Consider the following 21,168-nt stretch of genomic DNA (forward strand, 5'->3'; position numbering starts at 1 on the left):
CGGTTGCCTGATGACGCCACGCTGGCTAGCATCTGACTTTCCCCGACACGGCCCCCCGATGCCACCGAACGCAGCCGCTCGCCTCGTCGCGCCCGCCTCCCGGCCAGGCGCCGAGGTCCTCGACACCCACTACCACGTGGAAACGCCGGAAGGCATCGACCTGCTCCTGCGTCCCGCCGGCGTCGTCCCCCGGGCCCTGGCCTATACCATCGACCTCTGCATCCGCGGCCTGATCATGCTGGTGCTGATGCTCGGCCTGGCGTTCCTCGGCAAGCTCGGCGCCGGCCTCGGCCTGCTGCTGACCTTCATCATGACCTGGTGGTACATGGTCCTCTTCGAGGTGCTCAACCAGGGCCGCTCGCCCGGCAAGCAGATGATGGGACTGCGCGTCGTCCACGACGACGGCACTCCGGTGGGCTGGGCCGCGTCGCTGCTGCGCAACCTGCTGCGCTTCGCCGACATCCTGCCCTTCGGCTACGCCCTCGGTCTGCTCTGTTGCCTGAACCATCCGGCCTTCAAGCGCCTGGGCGACATCGCCGCCGGCACCCTGGTGGTCTACCGCGAACCCGAACTGAGCCGGCCCAGCCTGCCTGACGTCGAGCCGCAACTGCCGCCCTTCCCCATGAGCCTGGAAGAACAGCGCGCCTTCCTCGGTTTCGCCGAACGCGGCGCGGCGCTTTCCTCGGCACGCCGCGAGGAACTGGCGGGCATTCTCGCCGAACCGCTGGGCGTCGAGCCGGTACGCGCCCAGGCCGAGATCAACGGCATCGCCCGCGGCTTTCTCGGCCTGCGTCAGGAGAGCGCATGAAACAGAGCCTCTTCGAACAGCGCCACCAGGCCGCCTGGCAACGCTTCGACAAACGCCTCGCCTTCCTCGAGAAAGGCAAGAAGCTGGAAGGCTCCAGCGACGACTTCGCCGCCGATTACCGGCGCCTCTGCCAGCAACTGGCGCTGGCCCAGGAGCGCGGCTACAGCAGTCACCTGATCGACCAGTTGCAGCAACTGGCGATGCGCGGCCATCAGCAGTTCTACCGGCACCGCAGCCACCTCGGCAGCCGCATCCTCGGCTTCCTGCTCGCCGGCCTGCCGCGCCTGGTCCGCGAGGAGTGGCGCAGCATCGCCGTGGCCAGCCTGCTGTTCTACGGCAGCGCCCTGCTCATGGGGCTGCTGGTCTATCACTTTCCCGACCTGATCTACAGCGTGGTCAGCCCGGACAAGGTCAGCGAGATGGAGTCTATGTACGCCCCGGAAACCACCCGCCTGGGTCCGTTGGGGGCACGCGACACCAGCGACGACTGGGAAATGTTCGGCTTCTACATCATGAACAACATCGGCATCGCCTTTCAGACCTTCGCCAGCGGCGTGCTGCTGGGACTCGGCAGCCTGTTCTTCCTGCTGTTCAATGGCCTGATGATCGGTTCGGTGGCCGGCCACCTGACGCAGATCGGCTACGTGCAGACCTTCTGGCCGTTCGTCATCGGCCACGGCGCGTTCGAACTGACCGCCATCACCTTCGCCGGCGCCGCCGGCCTCAAGCTCGGCTGGGCGCTGCTCGCGCCAGGTCGCCTGACCCGCGGCGAAGCCCTGCGGCTGGCCGCCCGGCGCAGCGTGCAACTGATCGCCGGGGTGATCGTGCTGTTGCTGCTGGCGGCCTTCACCGAGGCCTATTGGTCTTCCATCAGTCATTTCGAGCCGCGGGTGAAGTACGCGGTCGGCGCGGTCCTCTGGCTGCTGGTCGGCAGCTACTTCCTGTTCGCCGGACGGAGCCGCCATGCGCCTGACTGACGCCAGCGTGGCGATCCGCCCGCGCAGCGCCTGGGAAGCGCTCGACCTCGGCATCCTCCTGGCGCATCGCCATGCGCGCCTGCTGATGGGCAGCTGGGCGTTGCTGACCCTGCCGCTGTTCGCCGTGCTCAGCCTCCTGCTGTGGCAGCATCCGACCCTGGCGATCCTGATCTTCTGGTGGCTCAAGCCGGCCTTCGAACGGCTGCCGCTGTACATTCTCTCGCACGCCCTGTTCGGCGATACGCCAACCCTGAGGCAGGCCCTGCGCGCCTATCCCGCCCTGCTGAGGAAGCAGTTGCCGGCCAGCCTGCTGTGGCGCCGCTTCAGTCCGACGCGCAGCTTCGACCTGCCGGTCCTGCAACTGGAAGGGCTCGCCGGGGAGCCCCGCAGCCAGCGCCTGATCGTATTGTCCCAGCGCAACGCCGGCGGCGCGACCTGGCTGACCGTGGTCGGCGTGCACCTGGAAATGGCGCTCTGGGCCGGCTTCGCCATGCTTCTCTACCTGCTGATCCCGGCGCAGAACGAGATCGACTGGAACTGGCAGAGCCTGCTCGACCCGGAAGCCGGCGAGTGGCTCTGGCTGGAGCACCTGTCGAACCTGCTCTACGTCCTGGTGCTGGTAGTCTGGGAGCCGATCTACGTGGCCTGCGGCTTCACCCTCTACCTGAACCGGCGCACCGAACTGGAGGCCTGGGACATCGAGCTGGTGTTCCGCCGCCTGCGCCAGCGTCTGGTCGGCAGCGCCTATGTCCTGCTGCTCGGCCTGACCGCTTCGCTGGCCTGGCTGCCCGCCCCTTCCGCCTACGCCGAGCCGGCGGCCGCCACCAGCGCCGGCGAAGCCGAGCTGCCGCCCGAGCAGGCCCGCCTGCTGCGGCAGAAACTCAACAGCGAACAGGCCGGCAAGCAGATCCGGGCGATCGTCGACGGCGCGCCGTTCAAGAACAGCGAGACCGTTACGGGCTGGCGCTTCGGCGACAAGACCGAGAAAAAGGACAGCCGCAAGGAGGACGAAGAGCGGCTCAAGGCATTCTTCGAGGCCCTGGCCAACTGGGTGCCGTTCCGTCACGCGGCGCAGGTCATCGAAGTGCTGCTCTGGGCGCTGCTGTTCAGCGCGGTGTTCCTGCTGGTCTGGCGCTACCGTGAATGGCTGCGCCTGTTCGTCGGCAACCTGGGCTTGCCGCAACGGGCCCGCCGCGAAGCGCCGACGGTGATGTTCGGCCTCGATCTCAGTCCGGAAAGCCTGCCCGACGACATCGCCGGCAACGCCGAACGGCTCTGGAACGAGAAACCACGGGAAGCCCTCGGCCTGCTCTACCGCGGGCTGCTCAGCCGACTGCTGCATGACTACCGCCTGCCGTTGAAGGGCTCCCATACCGAGGGCGAGGTCCTGCGTCTGGTCGAAGGACTGGAGCAACAACGGCCGCTGCTGCACTACAGCCAACTGCTGACCGCCCAATGGCAGGCGCTCGCCTACGGCCACCGGCTGCCGGCCGACGACGCTCGCCAGCGCCTCTGCGACGGCTGGCGCAGCCTTTTCGCCGCGGGAGCCAAGCCATGATGAGCCGGCGCGCGCGCTTCCTGCTGCTTGCCGTGCTCCTGCTGCTGGCCGGGCTGCTGGCGATCTTCCTGGCCAGCCGCCTGCAACCCTATACGGAGACGATCGACCTCGGCCCATCGCCGGAGGCCCGGCGCAATCCCTACCTGGCCGCCGAACTGTTCCTGCGCAAGCAGGGGGTCACGGTGAGCCGCGCCGACGGCCTTGAGGTCCTCAAGGAGCTGCCGCCCTCCGGGCATACCCTGCTCCTGCTCGGCAGCCGCTCCGGCATGACTCCCGGCCAGGCTCGCCGCCTGCTGCAATGGAGCGAGCAGGGCGGGCACCTGGTGCTGATCGCCGAACGCCTGTGGGACGAGGACGAGAAGAAGAGCGGCGACCTGCTGCTCGACAGCCTGGATATCCGCCAGTACCTGACCGAGGACTTCGACGACAGCCAGGACCGGGCCAGCGAGGAAACCGCCGACGCCGACGCCGACGAAGGTAGCGTCGACGACCATGCGACCGAAGCGCCGCCGGAGGAAGCCGCCGGCGAGGAAGAAGAGCCCGCCGACAGCGTGCCGGACTATTCCGCACTGACCCGCCTGTACCTGGAAAACGAGCGCTCGCCGGCCTACATCGGCTTCGATCCCGACTACCACCTCTACGATCCGCAGAACCACGCCTACGCCTGGGCCAACAGCGGCGACGCCACCCACCTGTTGCAGATGCAGCACGGCAAGGGCCTGGTCACGGTGCTCACCGACGCCTGGATCTGGCAGAACCGCAACATCGAGCAGTACGACAACGCCTGGCTGCTCTGGTACCTGACCCAGGACAACCAGGTGACCCTGCTCTACCGCGCCGAACGCGACAGCCTCGCCACCCTGCTCGCCCGCCACTTCCCCGAGGCCCTGGCGGCAGCGCTGCTGTTGTTGCTCGCCGGCCTGTGGCGCGCAGGGCTGCGCCAGGGTCCCTTGCAGCCGGTGGCCAGCCGTTCGCGCCGGCAACTGGAGGAACACCTGCGCGCCGGCGCCGACTTCCTCCTCCGCCAGCGCGGCCACGTCGCCTTGCTGCACGGTCTGCAACGCGACATCCTGCGCAGGGCGCGGCGTCGCCACCCCGGTTTCGAACAGCTCGGCGTCGCCGAGCAATGGCAGATCCTCGGGCGCATGACCCGCCTGCCACCCAGCGCCATCAGCCAGGCCATGCGCCCATATCCGGCGCAGCGCCTTTCCGCTGCCGACTTCACCCGCCAGGTCGCCCACCTGCAAAGCCTCAGGAATGCCCTATGAGCGAACAGACGCCCGAACAACCGAGCACCGCGCCCAACCCGGCGCTCCAGCGCCAGCGCGCCAGCCAGCTGGCCCAGGCCCTGCGCACCGAACTGCAGAAAGCCCTGATCGGCCAGGGCGCAGTGATCGACGACGTGCTCACCGCGTTGCTCGCCGGCGGCCACGTGCTGGTGGAAGGCGTGCCGGGGCTCGGCAAGACCCTGCTGGTACGCGCCCTGGCGCGCTGCTTCGACGGCGGCTTCGCGCGCATCCAGTTCACCCCCGACCTGATGCCCAGCGACGTCACCGGCCACGCCGTATACGACCTCGCCAGCGAGCAGTTCAAGCTGCGCAAGGGGCCGGTGTTCACCCACCTGCTGCTGGCGGACGAGATCAACCGCGCGCCGGCCAAGACCCAGGCCGCCCTGCTGGAAGTGATGCAGGAGCGCCAGGTCACCCTGGAAGGACGCGCCCTGCCGGTGCCGCAGCCGTTCATGGTGCTGGCGACGCAGAACCCGATCGAGCAGGAAGGCACCTATCCGCTGCCGGAAGCCGAACTCGACCGCTTCATGCTCAAGCTGCGCATCGATTACCCGGCCGAAGCCGAGGAACAGACCCTGGTGCGCCAGGTGACCCGCTCCGCGCGCAGCGACATGCTCGACGTAGCCAACCTGCGGCCGCTGCTGAAGGACAAGGACGTTCTCGCCCTGCAGCGGATCGCCAGCGACCTGCCGATCGACGACCAGGTCCTCGACTATGCCGTGCGCCTGGCCCGCACCACCCGCAACTGGCCGGGCCTGGCCCTCGGCGCCGGACCTCGCGCGTCGATCGCCCTGGTCCGTTGCGGCCGGGCGCGGGCGCTGCTGCGCGGCGGCGAGTTCGTGGTGCCGGACGACATCAAGGGCTGTGCCCTGGCGGTCCTGCGCCATCGGGTCCGGCTGTCTCCGGAGCTGGACATCGAGGGGCTGTCGGTGGACCAGGTCCTGCAACAGTTGCTCGACCAGGTACCGGCCCCCCGCGTATGAAGCCATCGCGCGCCCTGCTGGCGCTGTTCGCCGCGCTCCTGCTGCTGGCCATCGGCCTGGGCAGCCTGTCGGCGCTCGGCCAGCGGTTGCCTGCGCAACTGCATACATTCTGGTGGGCGGCGCTCGCCGCGCTGCTCCTGCTCGGCCTGCTGGACGCCCTGTGGGCGCGCCGCCAGGCGGTGCCGAAGCTGAGCCGCCAGCTCAGCGGCAACCTGCCGCTGGGGCGCTGGAGCGAAGTGCGCCTGCATCTGCAGCACACCTATCGGCGTCCGGTTCGCCTGACCCTGTTCGATCACCTGCCGGCCGGCATGGATTTCGAGTACCTGCCGCAGGAGGTCGAACTGCGCCCGGGCGAAAGCACCGAGGTCGGCTACCGGGTGCGGCCGCTCAACCGCGGTCACTTCGTGTTTCCCCGCTGCGAGCTGGAACTGCCCAGCCCGCTGCGCCTGTGGCGGCAGCGCCGCTACCTGGAAGCACGCGGCGAGACCCGCGTCTACCCGGACTTCGCCCGCCTCTACGGCGCCGAACTGATGGCGGTCGACCACTGGCTCAACCAGATCGGCGTACGCGGCGGCCAGCGCCGCGGCCTCGGCCTGGAGTTCCACCAGTTGCGCGAATTCCGCGACGGCGACACCCTGCGCCAGATCGACTGGAAGGCCACCGCTCGCAAACGCACGCCGATCGCCCGCGAATACCAGGACGAACGCGACCAGCAGATCCTCTTCCTGCTCGACTGCGGCCGCCGCATGCGCAGCCAGGACGGCGACCTGTCGCACTTCGACCATGCCCTCAACGCCAGCCTGCTGCTGGCCTACGTGGCCCTGCGCCAGGGCGACGCGGTGGGCGCCATGACCTTCGCCGGCGACGACCGCCGGCATCTCCCGCCGGGCAAGGGCAGCGCCCAGCTCGGCGCGCTGCTCAACACCGTCTACGACCTGCAGACCAGCCAGCGTCCCGCCGATTTCCCGGAAGCCGTGCAGGCGGTGCTGTCCCGCCAGCGGCGGCGGGCCCTGGTGATCCTGGTAACCAACCTGCGCGACGAGGACGACGAAGAACTGCTCGGCGCGGTGAAACGCCTGGGCCGCCAGCACCGGGTGCTGGTCGCCAGCCTGCGCGAGGAAGTGCTCGACACCCTGCGCCACGAGCCGGTCGCCCGCTACGAGCAGGCGCTCGCCTACACCGGCACCATCGACTACCTGAATGCGCGCAACGGCCTCCACGAGAAGCTCGCGGCCCACGGCGTGCCAGTGCTCGATGCGCGTCCCAGCGAACTCGGGCCGGAGCTGATCAGCCGCTACCTGGGCTGGAAGCGCGCCGGCGTGCTTTGACGGATCAGACCGACTGCGGCTGGCGGGGGAAGCTGAAGTAGCGGCGCAGCGCCTCCACCAGTTCGAGGAATTCGGCGGGCGGCGCCAGCAGGTGGAAGCCGGAATCGAAATGACCGGGCGTGACGTCCTCGCAGGTCCACCGGCAGTCGGCGGAAAAATCGATGCATTGCGGGCGACCGCCCAGTCCCGGAACCTTCAGGCGCAGTTCGAAACGCGCGCCGACCAGCATCGGCAGTTGGCTGATCAGCAGCAGGCCGTCCTCGGAGACGTTGCCGATGTATCCCATCGGCTTATCGGTGATGCGATTGAACACCTTCAGGTAGCTGGGCAACTGATGGCGCTGGATATGTCGTTGAAGACCCATAATGGCATTTCGCTATGATTTGCAGTCCAGTATGACGATGCCGGCGCTCGGGGAACAAGCTCAGCGGCAGCGTTCGGACTCCCGCGAGGCCAGTTCGCGACGAATGGCGTCCAGCTCGGCATCGCTCAGGTAAACCGGCCCGCCGCCGGCGTCCTGCCGATAGAAGCGGCCGCCGCGTTCGAGCTGGGACAACTGTTGCCGCAAGCGCCCGCATTCCTCGGCCAGCGCAGCCTGGCGCTGGCCGGCACGTTCGGCGGCGGCGGTGCGTTCCTCGCGACGAGCATCGAAATACTCCTGGGTGCGCTGCTCGCGCTGGCGGGTCGCGGCGTCACGTTCCACCACCTGCGGCCTGACTTCGACGCGTTGCGCGCCGGCCGGTGGCGTGGCGGAGAAGTGTACCTTGCCCTGGGCATCGGTCCAGCGATAGATGTCCGCCTGCGCCAGCACGGGCATCAGGGCGACACAGAACCACAGGGCACGCATGCGAACCTCCTCCGTGAAATCCAGGACGAAGCTTACCGGATCGACCGGGGTCCCATGCGACCGACGGTCAGCCTGAACGCCCGTCCAGTCTCCCGGCCGCCTACAGGCGGGTCGGCACGGCGCTGGCCGAGGCCGGCGTCTCGCTCAGCCGGCCCAGTTGGCGCAAGGTCTCCAGCCGCGCCTTGGCACGGTAGGCATATTCGCTGGTGGGGTAACGGGCGATGATGAAGTGGTAGGTCTGCGCTGCGTCGACGAACAGGCTCTGGCGTTCCAGGCACTGGCCGCGCAGCAGCGAGATTTCCGGCTGCAGGTAGGGCCGCGCGCGAATCCGCCGTTCGGCCCGCGACAGGTCGAGCATCACCTGTGCGCAATCGCCTTTGTCGTAGGCGCGGTAGGCCCCGTTCAGGTCGCTGTTCAGCGACCAGCTGTTACAACCGGTGGCACTCAGCGCCAGGCAGGCAACGATCAAGCTTCGCATAGGCATATCCTCCGTTGGGAACTGTATCGGCGCGTATTGGCGTGACTGAAGGGCCTGACTAGACTGAGGTGGCTCTCGCCCTGGCGCCAAGGAGATGCCATGCGCTTCGCCCGCCGTCTCGTCCTGCTCCCATTGTTGTCGCTGCTGGCCGCTTGTTCGCCGACCACGCCGCTGTTCGTCGCCCAGGTGACCACTGGCGAAGTCGCCGAATACAAGCAGATGAAGAGCAACCGCATGACCGCCGCCATCGAGGAGGAAGGCGACCTGCTGACCTACAGCGCCATGGCGATCCGCGACAACAGGAGCGCCGAGGCGGAAAAGCTCTACCTCACCGGCTACGACAATCGCCGCTACAGCGCCGAGGTGCGCGGTATCTCGCTGTACCAGATCGGCCTGATCTACATGAGCCGCTACAACGACCAGCGCGACGACGCCAAGGCCACCGACTACTTCCAGCGCGTGGTCCGCGAGTTCCCCGGCACCCACGCCGCCGAGCATGCCCAGGCGCGCCTGCTGGCAATGCGCCAGCGGGCCAGGGAGCCGGTGCAGAAGAGCGCTCGCGAATTGCTCGCCACCTGGAAGCCACAGCAGAACCTCGATCTCTACAAGACCAGCCTCGACCCGGACATGACGCTGCTGTCGCGCCGCGCGGTGCTCAAGGATCGGGTCGACGAAGCCGCCGAGCTCTACCTGCTGGCGGTCAACGATCCGGCGATTCCTGCCGGTATAAAGGAAAAAGCCCTCTACCAGCTCGGCCTGATGTACCTGGCGCCGGACAACCCGCACCCGAACCGCGACAAGGCCATCGAATACCTGCGTCGCCAGTTGCTCGACTATCCTGAAGGCGAATTGTCGAACAAGGCCGGCCGGCACCTCGACCAGGCGCTCAACGTGCAACCTCGCTGATCCCCGCCGGACTGACCCAGATCAAGCGCCCGTCGCGGCGCCTGGTCTGCAATGGCATTCCCGCCCAATGCCAGGAGCGTTGCCATGAACCTGCATAACCTGCTGGTGGTCGTCGACCCGAGCAGCGACGAACAGCCGGCCCTTTCCCGTGCCCAGTGGATCGCCGAACGCAGCGGCGCCAGCGTCGAGTTGCTGCTGTGCGACTTCAACCCGGCGCTGGACGGCGGGCTGTTCTTCGACAGTCACTCGCTGCAGCGTGCCCGCGACCTTTACCTGGACGAACGGGTCACCTGGCTGGAGCAGCTTTCCATGCCGCTGCAGCAGGCCGGCATCCGCACTCAGGTCGAGGCCCAGTGGGGCAAGCCGCTGGACCGGATGGTCCTGCAACGGGTCGGCGAAACCCGGCCCGACCTGGTCCTCAAGAGCACCCGCAAGCACAACCTGCTGCGCCGCCTGCTACTGGGCAACAGCGACTGGCAATTGATCCGCCACTGCCCGCAGCCGCTCTGGCTGGTCCATCACGACGCCTGGCGCGGCCAGCGCCTGTGCGCGGCGCTCGACCCGCTGCATGCCAGCGACAAGCCGGCCGCCCTCGATCACCGGCTGATCGCCGCCGCCCGCCAGCTCGAAGCCAGCCTGGGGCTGCGCGCCGACTACCTGCATACCCACGCGGCGATGCCGCGCAGCCTGCTGTTCGACGCGGAAATGCTCGCCGGTTACGAGCGTTTCGTGCTGCAACATGAGGAACGTCACCGCCAGGCCTTCGACGACCTGCTGGCAGCCTACCCGGAGATCGCCGCGGAGCGCCGCCACCTGCTGGCCGGCTATGCCGAGCAGGCGATCCCCGACTTCGTCCGGGCCAACGACATCGACCTGCTGCTGATGGGCGCGGTCGCCCGGGGGCACCTGGACAACGCACTGATCGGGCAGACCGCCGAACGCGTCCTGGAGGAGGTGGAATGCGACCTGCTGGTGCTCAAACCGACAAATGACATCTGATGCAGATAGTATGACTCCGCAGTCGCCGCCGAGCCTCGCCGGTGGTAGCCTGCACGCCAGCGTTATCCAAGGAGTCCTTTGCATGTCCGTTCGCCGCACCAAAATCGTCGCCACCCTCGGCCCAGCCAGCAATTCCCCGGAAGTGCTGGAGCAACTGATCCTGGCCGGGATCGACGTCGCCCGCCTCAACTTCTCCCACGGCACCCCCGATGAACACCGCGCCCGCGCCAGGCTGGTGCGCGAACTGGCGGCCAAGCACGGCCGCTTCGTCGCCCTGCTCGGCGACCTGCAAGGACCGAAGATCCGCATCGCCAAGTTCGCCAACAAGCGCATCGAATTGCAGGTCGGCGACAAGTTCCGCTTCTCCACCAGCCACGCCCGCGACGCCGGTACCCAGGAAGTGGTCGGCATCGACTACCCGGACCTGGTGAAGGACTGCGGGGTCGGCGATGAGCTGCTGCTGGACGACGGCCGGGTGGTGATGGTGGTCGAGGAAGTCGCCGCCGACGAACTGCGCTGCCGGGTGCTGATCGGCGGCCCGCTGTCCGACCACAAGGGCATCAACCGCCGCGGCGGCGGTCTCACCGCGCCGGCGCTGACCGACAAGGACAAGGCAGACATCAAGCTGGCCGCGGACATGGACCTGGACTACGTGGCCGTTTCCTTCCCGCGCGACGCCAAGGACATGGAATACGCCCGCCGCCTGCTCACCGAGGCCGGTGGCAAGGCCTGGCTGGTGGCCAAGATCGAGCGCGCCGAGGCGGTCGCCGACGACGACGCACTCGACGGCCTGATTCGTGCCAGCGACGCGGTAATGGTGGCCCGTGGCGACCTCGGCGTGGAAATCGGCGATGCCGAGCTGGTCGGCATCCAGAAGAAGATCATCCTGCACGCCCGCCGCAACAATAAAGTGGTGATCACCGCGACCCAGATGATGGAGTCGATGATCCACAGCCCGATGCCGACCCGCGCGGAAGTCTCCGACGTGGCCAACGCCGTGCTCGACTACACCGACGCGGTGATGCTCTCGGCGGAAAGCGCCGCCGGCGAGTACCCGGTGGAAGCGGTGAAAGCCATGGCCCGCGTCTGCCAGGGCGCCGAGAAGCACCCGACCAGCCAGAAATCCAGCCATCGCCTCGGCCAGACTTTCGACCGCTGCGACGAGAGCATCGCCCTGGCGTCGATGTACACGGCCAACCACTTCCCGGGGATCAAGGCGATCATCTGCCTGACCGAAAGCGGCTTCACCCCGCTGATCATGTCGCGCATCCGCTCGTCGGTACCGATTTACGCCTACTCCCCGCACCGCGAGACTCAGGCTCGCGTGGCGATGTTCCGCGGCGTGGAAACCATCCCCTTCGACCCGGCGGCGCTGCCGGCGGAGAAGGTCAGCCAGGCCGCGGTCGACGAGTTGCTCAAGCGCGGCGTGGTGACCAAGGGCGACTGGGTTATCCTGACCAAGGGCGACAGCTACACCGCCCAGGGCGGCACCAACACCATGAAGGTGCTGCACGTCGGCGACCTGCTGGTATAAGCGCACGTCGCGGCGTTATCCGCCCTACGGACCGGCGCTCCGCTGGCCCAACCTGGTGTAGGGCGAATAACCGCTACGCGGTTATCCGCCGTTTCAGACGCCTCACGGCGAATAACGCCTATGGCGTTATCCGCCCTACGGACCGGCGCTCCGCTAGCCCAACGTGGTGTAGGGCGAATAACCGCTACGCGGTTATCCGCCGTTTCAGCCGCATCGCGGCGAATAACGCCTGGGGCGTTATCCGCCCTACAGATCGTCGCTCCGCTGGCCCAACAGCGGTGTGCTCAGGCGAACCTGGAGAAATCCGGCTGGCGCCGGTGCATGAAGGCGCTGAGCGCCTCGATCGCCTCGGGCGAGCGCAGTCGGGTACTGAAGATATCGCCTTCCTCGGCGATCACCCGGCGAAGCTCCTCGATAAACGGCGCTTTCATCAGGCGCTTGCTCTCCACTACCGCCGAGGGCGCCAGGTGCAGGAAGCGCCGGGCCGCATCGCGGGCGTGCTCCAGCACCGTGGCGCCATCCTCCAGCGCCGCATTGGCCAGGCCCCAGGCCGCCGCCTGCTCGCCGCTGAAGTCCTGGCCGAGCATCAGCAATTCCGCAGCCCTGGCATGACCGAGCATGCGCGGCAGGATCAGGCTCGAGCCGAACTCCGGTGTCAGGCCGAGGTTGACGAACGGCATCTTCAATCGCGCATTGCGACCGACGAAGACCAGGTCGCAATGCAGCAGCAGGGTGGTGCCGATACCCACCGCCGGTCCGTTCACCGCGGCGATCACCGGCTTGGGGAATTCCAGCAGGGCGCTCATGAAGCGGCCGACCGGGCTGTCGCGCAGGGATGGCGGTTGCTCGAGGAAGTCGAGGATGTCGTTGCCGCTGGTGAAGCAGGCATCGCCGCCAGTGATCAGCACTACCCGCACAGCCGTATCGGCCTGCGCCTCCAGCAGCGCCTCGGCCATCCGACTGTACATCGCGCGGGTCAGCGCGTTCTTCTTGTCCTGGCGGTCCAGGCGCAGGGTCAGCAGCCCCGCTTCGCGTTCGACCCGAATCAGCTCGCTCATCGTCACTCCAGGGATGCGGCGCAGGGCCGCGGCAATGGCTGCAAGGCACCGCCACCGCGCCGCGTCAGGCGTGGGGCAGGAACAGGTCCGCCAGGGTCTGGCTACGCGGTACGCCGGCCAGGTAGAGATGCCGGGCGAAGCGTTCGACGCTGGCGGGTTGGCCGCAGAGTAAGGCCATGCTGCGCCGCGGAACAAGGCGGAGATCGGCCAAGGCAGAGGGCAACTGCGCCGCCGACACCAGGTTGACGCGCACTTGCGGATGACGCCCGGCCAACTCCGCCAACTCGCTCGCCAGGTAGTGGTCGCGCGCCAGGTGCAGCAACTGGATCGGCGCCTGGTGTTCCGCGCGCAAGGCCTCGCGAAGTATCCCCCAGAGCGGCGCCAGCCCGGTGCCGGCGGCCATCAGCAACAGCGGTCGCTCCTGCCAGTCCGGCTCGTAGCGCAACGCCCCGCCGCGCAACTCGCCCAGACGCAGGAGCGCGCCAGGCGCCAGGCGCCGGGCGCGGTCGCAGAACGCGCCGGGAGCGCTACAGTCGATGTGGAACTCCAGCCATGGGTCCTCGTGAGGCAGGCTGGCCAGCGAATAGGGACGCGCCACGCCATCGTCGCTCCACAGCAGCAGGTGCTGCCCGGCGCGATAGCGCAAGGGCCGCTCCGGCTCCAGGCGCAGGCGCAGCACATCGCCCAGCCAGTGGCAGGCTACGACCCTGGCCGGCAGCCCGTCGCGCTCAGGATCGAAAGGCTGCAACACGAGGTCGCCGAGCACCCGGCACTGACAGGCCAGCCGCCAGCCCGCTTCGCGCCGTGCCGGATCGAGCGCCTCCGGGAGGGTGTCGTCCACCTCGCCCTGCAGGCAATGCACCAGGCAGGCGTGGCAACTGCCGGCGCGGCAGCTATGGGGCACGGCGATGCCGCCGGCGAGCAGCGCATCCAGCAGGTTGCTGCCGGCGGCGACGGCAAGGCGTCGCTCGCCGACCCGTATGTCAGGCACTGGTGACCTCCCAGGTGGCGTCGCAGCGGTTTCGTCCGCCGCGCTTGGCACGGTAGAGCGCCTGGTCGGCCCGCTGCAAGGCCTCGTCGAGATCGTCGTCGGCATACAGCAGGGTCATGCCCACCGAAAGGCTCAGGGTATCCACCGTGACCCCGACCGGTTCCGCCTGTTGGAACGCCAGGCGCAGGCGCTCGCAACAGCTTTCCAGCTGTTCCGCGTCGGCGTGGGGCAGCAGCAGGACGAACTCCTCGCCGCCGTAACGGGCCAGGACGTCGCCATCGCGCAGACAGGAACGCGCCACCGCGGCGAAGGTCTGCAGGACCCGATCGCCGGCGGCGTGGCCGTGGCGGTCGTTGATCCGCTTGAAGTGATCGAGGTCGATCAGCGCCAGGCCGTGCTGCCGGTTCGGCAGCAGGTCTTCCAGCGCCCGGCTGGCCATGCGCATGAAATGCCGGCGGTTGAACAGACCGGTGAGTTCGTCGGTGGCCACCAGGTCTTCCAGTTGGCGCATCATGCCGCGCAGCGTGTCCTGGTGCGCCTGCAAGGCATAGCGGCGCTGGCGCATGCGTTGCCGCATCGCCTGTATGTAGCTGGCGAACAGGCTCAGCCAGACCATTACGATGAACATCACGAGCACCTGCAATGCAGCCCGGCCCGGTAGCTCGAGACGCTGCTGCAAGGCCTCTACCAGGTAGATGCCGGAAAAAGCGATGAACGCCAGCGCCGCACAGCGGGCGAAGACCCGCGGCGGCAGTTGGAACACACCGAACAGCAGGGCCAGCACGTAGAACACCATGAAGGTGCCGCGCAGGCTGTCGACGTGGTAGAGGAAATAGGTCAGCCAGGCGATCGCCACCAGCACCTGCGGCTCGGTCAGGCTGGGATCGGCGTAACGCAGGTTGCGACCGCTGGCGAACAGCCAGAGGAAGGCCAGTTGGCAAGCCACCACCAGGGTGGTGCTGGCCGCCGCGGTGGTCGGCGCTGCGCGGTAGAAGCCGCTGAGTAGCGCCAGCCAGAGCAGGACCAGGCCGAGCAGGTAGGTGCCTGCGGCCATGCCGAACCGGCGGAGCAAGAGCTTTTGCAGCGCACGCTGTTTCAGGGGAGGCTTGTCTGTGCGCATGGGCTCCGTCCCGTAATGGCACCTGGCCGCAATGTACCCTGCCCCCTGCGGGTTGCCTAGTCGAACGAACTGCCAGCTAGCGGACCGCGGATTTATCGGCCGACCAGCCGGCTGGCCGACCAAGGTCTGATCGTCGGCGCGTGCGCCCGTCTCGCCGGAACGGCTATACTGTCGCGCCTTTTTTGCGCCGGTGCCTGACCGGCGCGCTCCTCGGCTGCGGCCGGCTCCGTGACCCTGCCCCGCATCCGAATTACCCGCCTGAAGAGGACCGTGCTCCATGGCCGTGATCAAGCAAGACGACCTGATCCAGAGCGTCGCCGATGCCCTGCAGTTCATCTCCTACTACCACCCGGTCGATTTCATCCAGGCCATGCATGAGGCCTACCTGCGCGAAGAATCGCCGGCTGCCCGCGACTCCATGGCGCAGATCCTGATCAACTCGCGCATGTGCGCCACCGGCCACCGCCCGATCTGCCAGGACACCGGGATCGTCACCGTGTTCGTCCGGGTCGGCATGGACGTGCGCTGGGACGGCGCTACCATGAGCGTCGACGATATGATCAACGAAGGCGTGCGCCGCGCCTACAACCTGCCGGAGAACGTCCTGCGCGCCTCGATCCTGGCCGACCCGGCCGGCGCGCGGAAGAACACCAAGGACAACACGCCGGCGGTGATCCACTACTCCATCGTTCCCGGCGACAAGGTCGAGGTCGATGTCGCGGCCAAGGGCGGCGGCTCGGAGAACAAGTCGAAGATGGCCATGCTCAACCCGTCCGACTCGATCGTCGACTGGGTGCTGAAGACCGTACCGACCATGGGCGCCGGCTGGTGCCCGCCGGGCATGCTCGGCATCGGCATCGGCGGTACCGCGGAGAAAGCAGCGGTGATGGCGAAGGAGGTCCTCATGGACCCGATCGACATCCACGAACTGAAGGCCCGCGGCCCGCAGAACCGCATCGAGGAACTGCGCCTGGAGCTGTTCGAGAAGGTCAACCAGCTGGGCATCGGTGCCCAGGGCCTGGGCGGCCTGACCACCGTGCTCGACGTCAAGATCATGGACTACCCGACCCACGCCGCCTCGCTGCCGGTGTGCATGATCCCCAACTGCGCCGCGACCCGCCACGCCCACTTCGTGCTCGACGGCTCCGGCCCCGCCGAACTGGAAGCGCCGTCGCTCGACGCCTACCCGGAGATCGTCTGGGAAGCCGGCCCGTCCGCGCGCCGCGTCGACCTGGACAAGATCACCCCGGAAGAGGTGCAAAGCTGGAAACCGGGCGAGACCCTGCTGCTCAACGGCAAGATGCTCACCGGCCGCGACGCCGCGCACAAGCGCATGGTCGACATGCTGAACAAGGGCGAAACGCTGCCGGTGGACCTGAAAGGCCGCTTCATCTATTACGTCGGCCCGGTCGATCCGGTCGGCGACGAGGTGGTCGGCCCGGCCGGTCCCACCACCGCCACCCGGATGGACAAGTTCACCCGCCAGATCCTCGAACAGACCGGCCTGCTGGGCATGATCGGCAAGTCCGAGCGCGGTCCCATCGCCATCGAGGCGATCAAGGACAACAAGGCGGTATACCTGATGGCCGTCGGCGGCGCCGCCTACCTGGTCGCCCAGGCGATCAAGAAGTCCAAGGTGCTGGCCTTCGCCGAACTGGGCATGGAAGCGATCTACGAGTTCGAGGTGAAGGACATGCCGGTCACCGTCGCGGTTGACACCAACGGCGAGTCGGTGCACATCACCGGCCCGGCGGTCTGGCAGAAGAAGATCGCCGAAAGCCTGGCGGTCGAGGTCAAGTAAGCCTGCTCCGTCCCTGAAAAAGCCCGGCCCCGCGCCGGGCTTTTTCGTACGGCCACTGGCCGGAGCCTGGGCTGGCAGCGCCGCAGGCGCCTTGGTTCAGCCGAACCAGAAATACAGCAGGGTCAGGTTCGCCGCCGAGATCAGGCCGAACAACGACCAGGCCAGCGCGCTGACCCAGCGCGGGTTGACGAACTCCCCCATGAGGCCCCGGTCGCTGCTGAAGCGAATCAGCGGCCACAGGGCGAACGGCAATTGCAGGCTGAGCACCACCTGGCTGAGCACCAGCAGCTTGCCTACCGCGCCTTCGCCCAGCCAGAGCACGCCGATCAAGGCCGGCACCAGGGCCAGGCCGCGGGTGATCAGGCGCCGCTGCCAGCAGGGAATCTTCGCCCGGAGGAAACCCTCCATCACCACCTGCCCGGCAATGGTGCCGGTGAAGGTCGAGCTCTGCCCCGCCGCCAGCAGGGCGAAGCCGAACAGGAAGCTGGCCAGGGCGCCGCCCACCAACGGGTCGAGCAGGTGGTAGGCGTCCTGGATCTCCACCACCTCGGTATGGCCGCTACCGTGGAAAGCCGCGGCGGCGAGGATCAGGATCGCCGCATTGACCAGCAGCGCCAGGGACAGCGAGCCGATGGTGTCGAGCCGGGAAAAGCGGATCGCCGAGCGTTTGCTCGCCGCGTCGTCGCCGCTGACCCGGGTCTGCACCACGGACGAATGCAGGTAGAGGTTGTGCGGCATCACCGTCGCGCCGAGGATGCCGATCGCCAGGTACAGCGGCTCCTGGCTGCTCAGGGTGTCCCAGGACGGCCGCAAGCCGGCGGCGACATCCGGCCAGTAGGGGCCGATCAGCACCAGTTCGACGAAGAAACACGCGCCGATGGTCGCGATCAGCCCCAGCACTATGGCCTCCAGGCGGCGGAAGTTGGCGCCCTGCAGGGCCAGCACGATCAGGGTATCGAAGGCGGTGAGGACCACCCCGGTGGTAATCGAGACTCCCAGCAGCAGGTGGAAGGCCAGCGCCGCGCCGAGCACCTCGGCAAGGTCGGTAGCGACGATCGACAGTTCCGCCAGCAGCCATTGGCCACGCGCCACGCCAGGGCGGTAGCGCTCCCGGGAGAGCTGCGCGAGGTCGCGGCCGGTGGCGATGCCCAGGCGCGAACAGAGGCTTTGCAGGAGCATCCCGGAAAAGCTCGCCAGCACCACTACGAACAGCAGCGCGTAGCCGAAGCGCGAGCCCGCCTCGATGGCGGTGGCCCAGTTGCCGGGGTCCATGTAGCCGACCGAGACCAGCAGGCCGGGGCCGATGAACAGCGCCAGCTTGCGCAGCGGCGAGGCGTCGGCCGGCACCGCCACGCTGTGGCTGACCGCCGAGGGACAGAACGGCGCGGTGGCCGTGGTGGGCAGGGAGTATTTCACGAGGCGACGCCGGATCGGGGGAGGAAGTGCGACCAGCCTAAACGTTTCACCCCGGTCGCGTCTTCCCTCGCCTCAGGCCTGGGCGCGCTGGCCGACCAGGCTCAGCTCGGCGACTTTCTCGCGCCGCTGCGCCAGGTAGCGGGTGCAACTGACACGCAGGAAGGAGGCGAAGTTGAGCACCTCGCCGCGATAGTCCATCACTTCCTCGTAGAGATTGGTGATCAACTGGTTGGTGCTCAGGCCCTCGCCTTCGGCGATTTCCCGGAGGATGTCCCAGAACTGGTTCTCCAGGCGCAGGGTGGTCACCACCCCGCGGATGCGCAAGGAACGCGAGCGCGATTCATAGAGGATCGGATCGGCTTTCACATAGAGTTCGCACATGCGCGGGGGTCTCCTGTGTCTCAGTGGCTGATGCGGGTGCCGAGCGCCTCGAGGAAGCGCGCCAGCCACGCCGGATGCGCCGGCCAGGCCGGCGCGGTAACCAGGTGACCGTCGACGTGGGCCTGGTCCGGCGGAAGGTCGACGTACTCGCCGCCGGCCAGCCGCACCTCCGGGGCGCAGGCCGGATAGGCGCTGCACGCCCGCCCTTGCAGGACGCCGGCGGCGGCCAGCAGCTGGGCGCCATGGCAGACCGCGGCGATCGGCTTGCGCGCGGCGTCGAAGTCACGCACCAGAGCCAGCACCTGCTCGTTCAGGCGCAGGTATTCGGGGGCGCGGCCGCCGGGGATCAGCAGGGCATCGTAATCCTCGGCGCGGGCCTGGGCAAAGTCGGCATTGAGGGTGAAGTTGTGGCCCGGCTTCTCGCTGTAGGTCTGGTCGCCTTCGAAATCGTGGATGGCGGTGCGCACGCTTTGCCCGGCCCGCTTGTCCGGACACACCGCATGCACCTGGTGGCCCACCATCTGCAGGGCCTGGAACGGGACCATGGTTTCGTAGTCTTCGGCATAGTCGCCGACCAGCATCAGGATCTTCTTCGCAGCCATCACGCGCACTCCTTCGGGCAGGGCCCGGTCATACCGGGGATGCACCTAAGGTAGCCAATCCGCAGGGGGACGCGGGTAATAGACGGTTACTACACGCGTGCTGGGTTCAGATGCCGATCTTGTCCAGGGCCCGCCCGACGCCTTCCCAGAACGAGCGCTGCACGCGTTTCCGGTAGCCGCTGGCGGCGAACTGCATGGGCTCCTGAACCTGGTGGGTAGCGCCGATTTCCGCAGCGCCGAGATCGGCCGCCACCAATTGCAGCGGGCCATCGCCCTCACCCGCCGGGTGCTCGCTCTTCGGTGGCGGGTTGAGTTCGTCGTAGCGCAGGTAGTAGACCGAGCCGGCCCTGGCCTCGAGCATGAAGCTGGCGATGCGGGTGAAATCCATCGGACCGTCGGCGAACAGGGTCCAGAAGCTGCCCGCCAGCGGCCGGCGCATTTCCAGCTTGTAGCTGCCGGTCTCGAACTCGAACGCCAGGTAGCCGTTGCTCGGTAGGCTGCCGATCAGTTCGTTGTTGAGGAAGATCCCCGGCGCCTCGAGTTCCTCGTCCGCCCACTGGCTCCGCGGACGGTAGAGGTAGACGGTGGCGTGGCTGGCATCGGCGCTCGGATGGGCGACGAAGGCCGGTCCGTCCACCGCACCGAAGAACGCGCCGGGCGTGCTGCAGCCGACCAGGCTCGCGACGATCGACAGGGCCAGCGACAGGCTGCGCAGCATGCTCCATCCCTCTTCTTATGGTTATCCGCGCAGCATAACCAGCCGGGCCGGGCCTGCCACCCGTCGAAAGTCCGGTTCTCCGGGAGAACGGCCTCAGGCCGGGCGCGGCACCTTGGCCAGCGCCGGCGCCGGCATCAGCCGGCGCACCAGCCACTTGCGCACCGGCACCACGCCGCGCTCCTGGAACAGCACGCAGAACGCCACCAGCAGGACCAGGAACAGCGGGTAGTAGAGCAGCGACGATGGCAGCGCGGCCGCCGCCTCGGTGCAGGCGCGCCAGTCGTCGAGACAACGCCCCGGCACGGCGATAAGGCGCTCGCTACGGGAGAACAGGGTGAACATCGGCACATGCAGGGCGAACAGCGACAGCGAGGCGGCCCCCAGGCGCGGCGACCAGTGGCGGACGAAAGCGCTCTTCGGGTCGGCGGGCAGCGCGCAAAGGCACACCAGCAGCAACTGGGCCGGCAGCAGCAGGCCGTTGTGCAGCAGGAAGTACCAATGTTTGGCGCCCTGGGTGAACAGGTAGTCGGCCACCAGGAAGGCCGCCACCACCAGCGCCACCAGCGCGGCCAGCAGGCCGCGTCCCGGCACCATGCCACGGTCGCGGTAGCCGCGGAACAACCCGTAGGCCAGGATGCCGCCAAGGAATTCCGGCAGGCGCAGCAACGGATTGCGGTGCAGCAGGCCGGTCCAGGGGATCCCGTAGCTCTCGCTGGCCACTACCAGCGCCGGCGGGATCAGGTAGACCAGCCAGACCAGCGCCAGCACCTTCCACTTGTGCCGGCTGCGCATCAGCCGCGGGGCGACGAAGGGAAACGCCAGGTAGAAGAACATCAGCGTCGACAGCGACCACAACGGCGCGTTGAAGGTCAGGTAATAGGGATTCCAGGCCTGCAGCAGGAGGATCTGCAGGATGCTGTTGACGAACAGTTCGGTGTTGCTCATCCAGTGCAGGAAGAGTTCCGGGTGGGTGCGGCCGAGCACTTCGTTGGTGTCGTAGATGACGAAGCGCGGGGTGGCCTTGTCCAGCTCGGGACCGATTCCCAGGTGGCTGAGGGCCAGCAACACCAGGATCGACAGCAGCAGGGAGAACAGGTGCAACGGATAGAGATTGGACAGTCGCTTGGTCCAGAAACTGCGGGCGCTTTCGCGCAACCGGCCGCTGCGTGCGTAAACATGGGCCAGGAGGAAGCCGGAAAGCACGAAGAAGGTACTGGTGGCGAAGAACCCCAGGCTGGTCAGTTCGTCGAGACCGGGAAACTTCTGCTCTTTCGGATAGGTATGCAGGGTGTGGTACACCACCACGTACAGGCCGAGCAGGAAGCGCAACCATTCCAGTCCGATGAAACGTTCCTTGGAGTCGGGCGTTGCCAC

21 protein-coding genes are annotated in these 21,168 nt (G+C 67.7%); 10 read left to right on the top strand and 11 right to left on the bottom strand.

Annotated features, from left to right (window positions below; genetic code table 11):
- Nucleotides 1–10: 10 nt before the first annotated feature.
- Genes AT700_RS22445 through AT700_RS22470 form a run of 6 tightly spaced genes read left to right on the top strand, consistent with a single transcriptional unit; the run spans nt 11 to nt 6,943 of the window.
- Nucleotides 11–808 carry an RDD family protein gene (locus tag AT700_RS22445; RefSeq protein ID WP_003123273.1) on the top strand — a complete coding sequence of 266 codons (798 nt, stop codon included), beginning with the start codon at nt 11–13 and terminating at the stop codon, nt 806–808.
- Nucleotides 805–1,785 (top strand): stage II sporulation protein M, encoded by a 981-nt coding sequence (locus tag AT700_RS22450; protein ID WP_003093893.1) that lies wholly within the window; start codon nt 805–807, stop codon nt 1,783–1,785. The genes AT700_RS22445 and AT700_RS22450 overlap by 4 nt, the downstream gene beginning before the upstream one ends.
- Nucleotides 1,772–3,343 (top strand): DUF4129 domain-containing protein, encoded by a 1,572-nt coding sequence (locus AT700_RS22455; protein WP_003120854.1) that lies wholly within the window; start codon nt 1,772–1,774, stop codon nt 3,341–3,343. Before AT700_RS22450 ends, AT700_RS22455 begins: the two co-directional genes overlap by 14 nt.
- Nucleotides 3,340–4,611: a DUF4350 domain-containing protein gene (locus tag AT700_RS22460; RefSeq protein ID WP_003101165.1), complete on the top strand. Its 1,272-nt coding sequence runs from the start codon at nt 3,340–3,342 to the stop codon at nt 4,609–4,611. The genes AT700_RS22455 and AT700_RS22460 overlap by 4 nt, the downstream gene beginning before the upstream one ends.
- Nucleotides 4,608–5,615 (top strand): AAA family ATPase, encoded by a 1,008-nt coding sequence (locus AT700_RS22465; RefSeq protein ID WP_003112780.1) that lies wholly within the window; start codon nt 4,608–4,610, stop codon nt 5,613–5,615. The genes AT700_RS22460 and AT700_RS22465 overlap by 4 nt, the downstream gene beginning before the upstream one ends.
- Nucleotides 5,612–6,943 carry a DUF58 domain-containing protein gene (locus AT700_RS22470; protein WP_003112779.1) on the top strand — a complete coding sequence of 444 codons (1,332 nt, stop codon included), beginning with the start codon at nt 5,612–5,614 and terminating at the stop codon, nt 6,941–6,943. The genes AT700_RS22465 and AT700_RS22470 overlap by 4 nt, the downstream gene beginning before the upstream one ends.
- A 4-nt stretch (nt 6,944–6,947) precedes the next feature.
- Here AT700_RS22470 and AT700_RS22475 read toward each other — a convergent pair whose 3' ends face one another.
- The 3 genes from AT700_RS22475 to AT700_RS22485 all read right to left on the bottom strand — a co-directional run bounded on the left by AT700_RS22475 (nt 6,948) and on the right by AT700_RS22485 (nt 8,274).
- Nucleotides 6,948–7,307: a PilZ domain-containing protein gene (locus tag AT700_RS22475; protein ID WP_003093898.1), complete on the bottom strand. Its 360-nt coding sequence runs from the start codon at nt 7,305–7,307 to the stop codon at nt 6,948–6,950.
- 60 nt (nt 7,308–7,367) lie between these two features.
- A complete protein-coding gene (locus AT700_RS22480) occupies nt 7,368–7,790 on the bottom strand; it encodes a DUF4124 domain-containing protein (protein WP_003093901.1) in 423 nt (140 codons plus the stop codon).
- A gap of 100 nt (nt 7,791–7,890) precedes the next feature.
- Entirely contained in the window at nt 7,891–8,274 is a 384-nt protein-coding gene (locus tag AT700_RS22485) for a tetratricopeptide repeat protein (RefSeq protein WP_003120855.1), read from the bottom strand.
- 93 nt (nt 8,275–8,367) lie between these two features.
- Here AT700_RS22485 and AT700_RS22490 point away from each other — a divergent pair, with 93 nt between their 5' ends.
- The 3 genes from AT700_RS22490 to pyk all read left to right on the top strand — a co-directional run bounded on the left by AT700_RS22490 (nt 8,368) and on the right by pyk (nt 11,707).
- Nucleotides 8,368–9,174 (top strand): tetratricopeptide repeat protein, encoded by an 807-nt coding sequence (locus AT700_RS22490; RefSeq protein ID WP_003101159.1) that lies wholly within the window; start codon nt 8,368–8,370, stop codon nt 9,172–9,174.
- Nucleotides 9,175–9,258: 84 nt separating this feature from the next.
- Nucleotides 9,259–10,173 carry a universal stress protein gene (locus AT700_RS22495; RefSeq protein WP_003120856.1) on the top strand — a complete coding sequence of 305 codons (915 nt, stop codon included), beginning with the start codon at nt 9,259–9,261 and terminating at the stop codon, nt 10,171–10,173.
- An 82-nt stretch (nt 10,174–10,255) separates the two neighbouring features.
- Complete coding sequence (gene pyk, locus AT700_RS22500; protein ID WP_003093930.1) at nt 10,256–11,707, top strand: pyruvate kinase; 1,452 nt, start codon at nt 10,256–10,258, stop codon at nt 11,705–11,707.
- Between the two features lie 284 nt (nt 11,708–11,991).
- Here pyk and AT700_RS22505 read toward each other — a convergent pair whose 3' ends face one another.
- The 3 genes from AT700_RS22505 to AT700_RS22515 form a co-directional block, all read right to left on the bottom strand.
- On the bottom strand, nt 11,992–12,765 hold the full coding sequence (locus AT700_RS22505) for an enoyl-CoA hydratase (protein ID WP_003101155.1): 774 nt from the start codon (nt 12,763–12,765) through the stop codon (nt 11,992–11,994).
- A 64-nt stretch (nt 12,766–12,829) separates the two neighbouring features.
- The gene (locus AT700_RS22510) at nt 12,830–13,756 is read right to left on the bottom strand and encodes an iron-sulfur-binding ferredoxin reductase (RefSeq protein WP_003101153.1); all 927 of its coding nucleotides are present in this window, start codon (nt 13,754–13,756) and stop codon (nt 12,830–12,832) included.
- Complete coding sequence (locus tag AT700_RS22515) at nt 13,749–14,876, bottom strand: sensor domain-containing diguanylate cyclase (RefSeq protein WP_003101151.1); 1,128 nt, start codon at nt 14,874–14,876, stop codon at nt 13,749–13,751. The genes AT700_RS22510 and AT700_RS22515 overlap by 8 nt, the downstream gene beginning before the upstream one ends.
- 277 nt (nt 14,877–15,153) lie before the next feature.
- Between AT700_RS22515 and AT700_RS22520 the strand changes: the two genes are divergently transcribed.
- A complete protein-coding gene (locus AT700_RS22520) occupies nt 15,154–16,677 on the top strand; it encodes a fumarate hydratase (RefSeq protein WP_003093938.1) in 1,524 nt (507 codons plus the stop codon).
- Nucleotides 16,678–16,773: 96 nt separating this feature from the next.
- Here AT700_RS22520 and AT700_RS22525 read toward each other — a convergent pair whose 3' ends face one another.
- From AT700_RS22525 to AT700_RS22545, 5 genes are all read right to left on the bottom strand, one after another.
- Nucleotides 16,774–18,030, bottom strand: a complete 1,257-nt coding sequence (locus AT700_RS22525; protein ID WP_003123276.1) for an Nramp family divalent metal transporter — start codon at nt 18,028–18,030, stop codon at nt 16,774–16,776.
- A gap of 135 nt (nt 18,031–18,165) precedes the next feature.
- On the bottom strand, nt 18,166–18,474 hold the full coding sequence (locus AT700_RS22530; RefSeq protein ID WP_003101146.1) for a ribbon-helix-helix domain-containing protein: 309 nt from the start codon (nt 18,472–18,474) through the stop codon (nt 18,166–18,168).
- 20 nt (nt 18,475–18,494) lie between these two features.
- Entirely contained in the window at nt 18,495–19,079 is a 585-nt protein-coding gene (locus AT700_RS22535; RefSeq protein WP_003120861.1) for a DJ-1/PfpI family protein, read from the bottom strand.
- A gap of 103 nt (nt 19,080–19,182) precedes the next feature.
- Nucleotides 19,183–19,794, bottom strand: a complete 612-nt coding sequence (locus AT700_RS22540; protein ID WP_003101143.1) for a DUF2846 domain-containing protein — start codon at nt 19,792–19,794, stop codon at nt 19,183–19,185.
- A gap of 93 nt (nt 19,795–19,887) precedes the next feature.
- The gene (locus AT700_RS22545; protein ID WP_003112774.1) at nt 19,888–21,168 is read right to left on the bottom strand and encodes an acyltransferase family protein; all 1,281 of its coding nucleotides are present in this window, start codon (nt 21,166–21,168) and stop codon (nt 19,888–19,890) included.

The sequence above is a fragment of the Pseudomonas aeruginosa genome, assembly GCF_001457615.1.
GTDB lineage: Bacteria > Pseudomonadota > Gammaproteobacteria > Pseudomonadales > Pseudomonadaceae > Pseudomonas > Pseudomonas aeruginosa.

Coding starts and splice junctions, on each gene's coding strand:
- AT700_RS22445 (WP_003123273.1), top strand. CDS start 11: ATGACGCCACGCTGGCTAGCATCTGACTTTCCCCGACACGGCCCCCCG.
- AT700_RS22450 (WP_003093893.1), top strand. CDS start 805: ATGAAACAGAGCCTCTTCGAACAGCGCCACCAGGCCGCCTGGCAACGC.
- AT700_RS22455 (WP_003120854.1), top strand. CDS start 1,772: ATGCGCCTGACTGACGCCAGCGTGGCGATCCGCCCGCGCAGCGCCTGG.
- AT700_RS22460 (WP_003101165.1), top strand. CDS start 3,340: ATGATGAGCCGGCGCGCGCGCTTCCTGCTGCTTGCCGTGCTCCTGCTG.
- AT700_RS22465 (WP_003112780.1), top strand. CDS start 4,608: ATGAGCGAACAGACGCCCGAACAACCGAGCACCGCGCCCAACCCGGCG.
- AT700_RS22470 (WP_003112779.1), top strand. CDS start 5,612: ATGAAGCCATCGCGCGCCCTGCTGGCGCTGTTCGCCGCGCTCCTGCTG.
- AT700_RS22475 (WP_003093898.1), bottom strand. CDS start 7,307: ATGGGTCTTCAACGACATATCCAGCGCCATCAGTTGCCCAGCTACCTG.
- AT700_RS22480 (WP_003093901.1), bottom strand. CDS start 7,790: ATGCGTGCCCTGTGGTTCTGTGTCGCCCTGATGCCCGTGCTGGCGCAG.
- AT700_RS22485 (WP_003120855.1), bottom strand. CDS start 8,274: ATGCCTATGCGAAGCTTGATCGTTGCCTGCCTGGCGCTGAGTGCCACC.
- AT700_RS22490 (WP_003101159.1), top strand. CDS start 8,368: ATGCGCTTCGCCCGCCGTCTCGTCCTGCTCCCATTGTTGTCGCTGCTG.
- AT700_RS22495 (WP_003120856.1), top strand. CDS start 9,259: ATGAACCTGCATAACCTGCTGGTGGTCGTCGACCCGAGCAGCGACGAA.
- pyk (WP_003093930.1), top strand. CDS start 10,256: ATGTCCGTTCGCCGCACCAAAATCGTCGCCACCCTCGGCCCAGCCAGC.
- AT700_RS22505 (WP_003101155.1), bottom strand. CDS start 12,765: ATGAGCGAGCTGATTCGGGTCGAACGCGAAGCGGGGCTGCTGACCCTG.
- AT700_RS22515 (WP_003101151.1), bottom strand. CDS start 14,876: ATGCGCACAGACAAGCCTCCCCTGAAACAGCGTGCGCTGCAAAAGCTC.
- AT700_RS22520 (WP_003093938.1), top strand. CDS start 15,154: ATGGCCGTGATCAAGCAAGACGACCTGATCCAGAGCGTCGCCGATGCC.
- AT700_RS22530 (WP_003101146.1), bottom strand. CDS start 18,474: ATGTGCGAACTCTATGTGAAAGCCGATCCGATCCTCTATGAATCGCGC.
- AT700_RS22540 (WP_003101143.1), bottom strand. CDS start 19,794: ATGCTGCGCAGCCTGTCGCTGGCCCTGTCGATCGTCGCGAGCCTGGTC.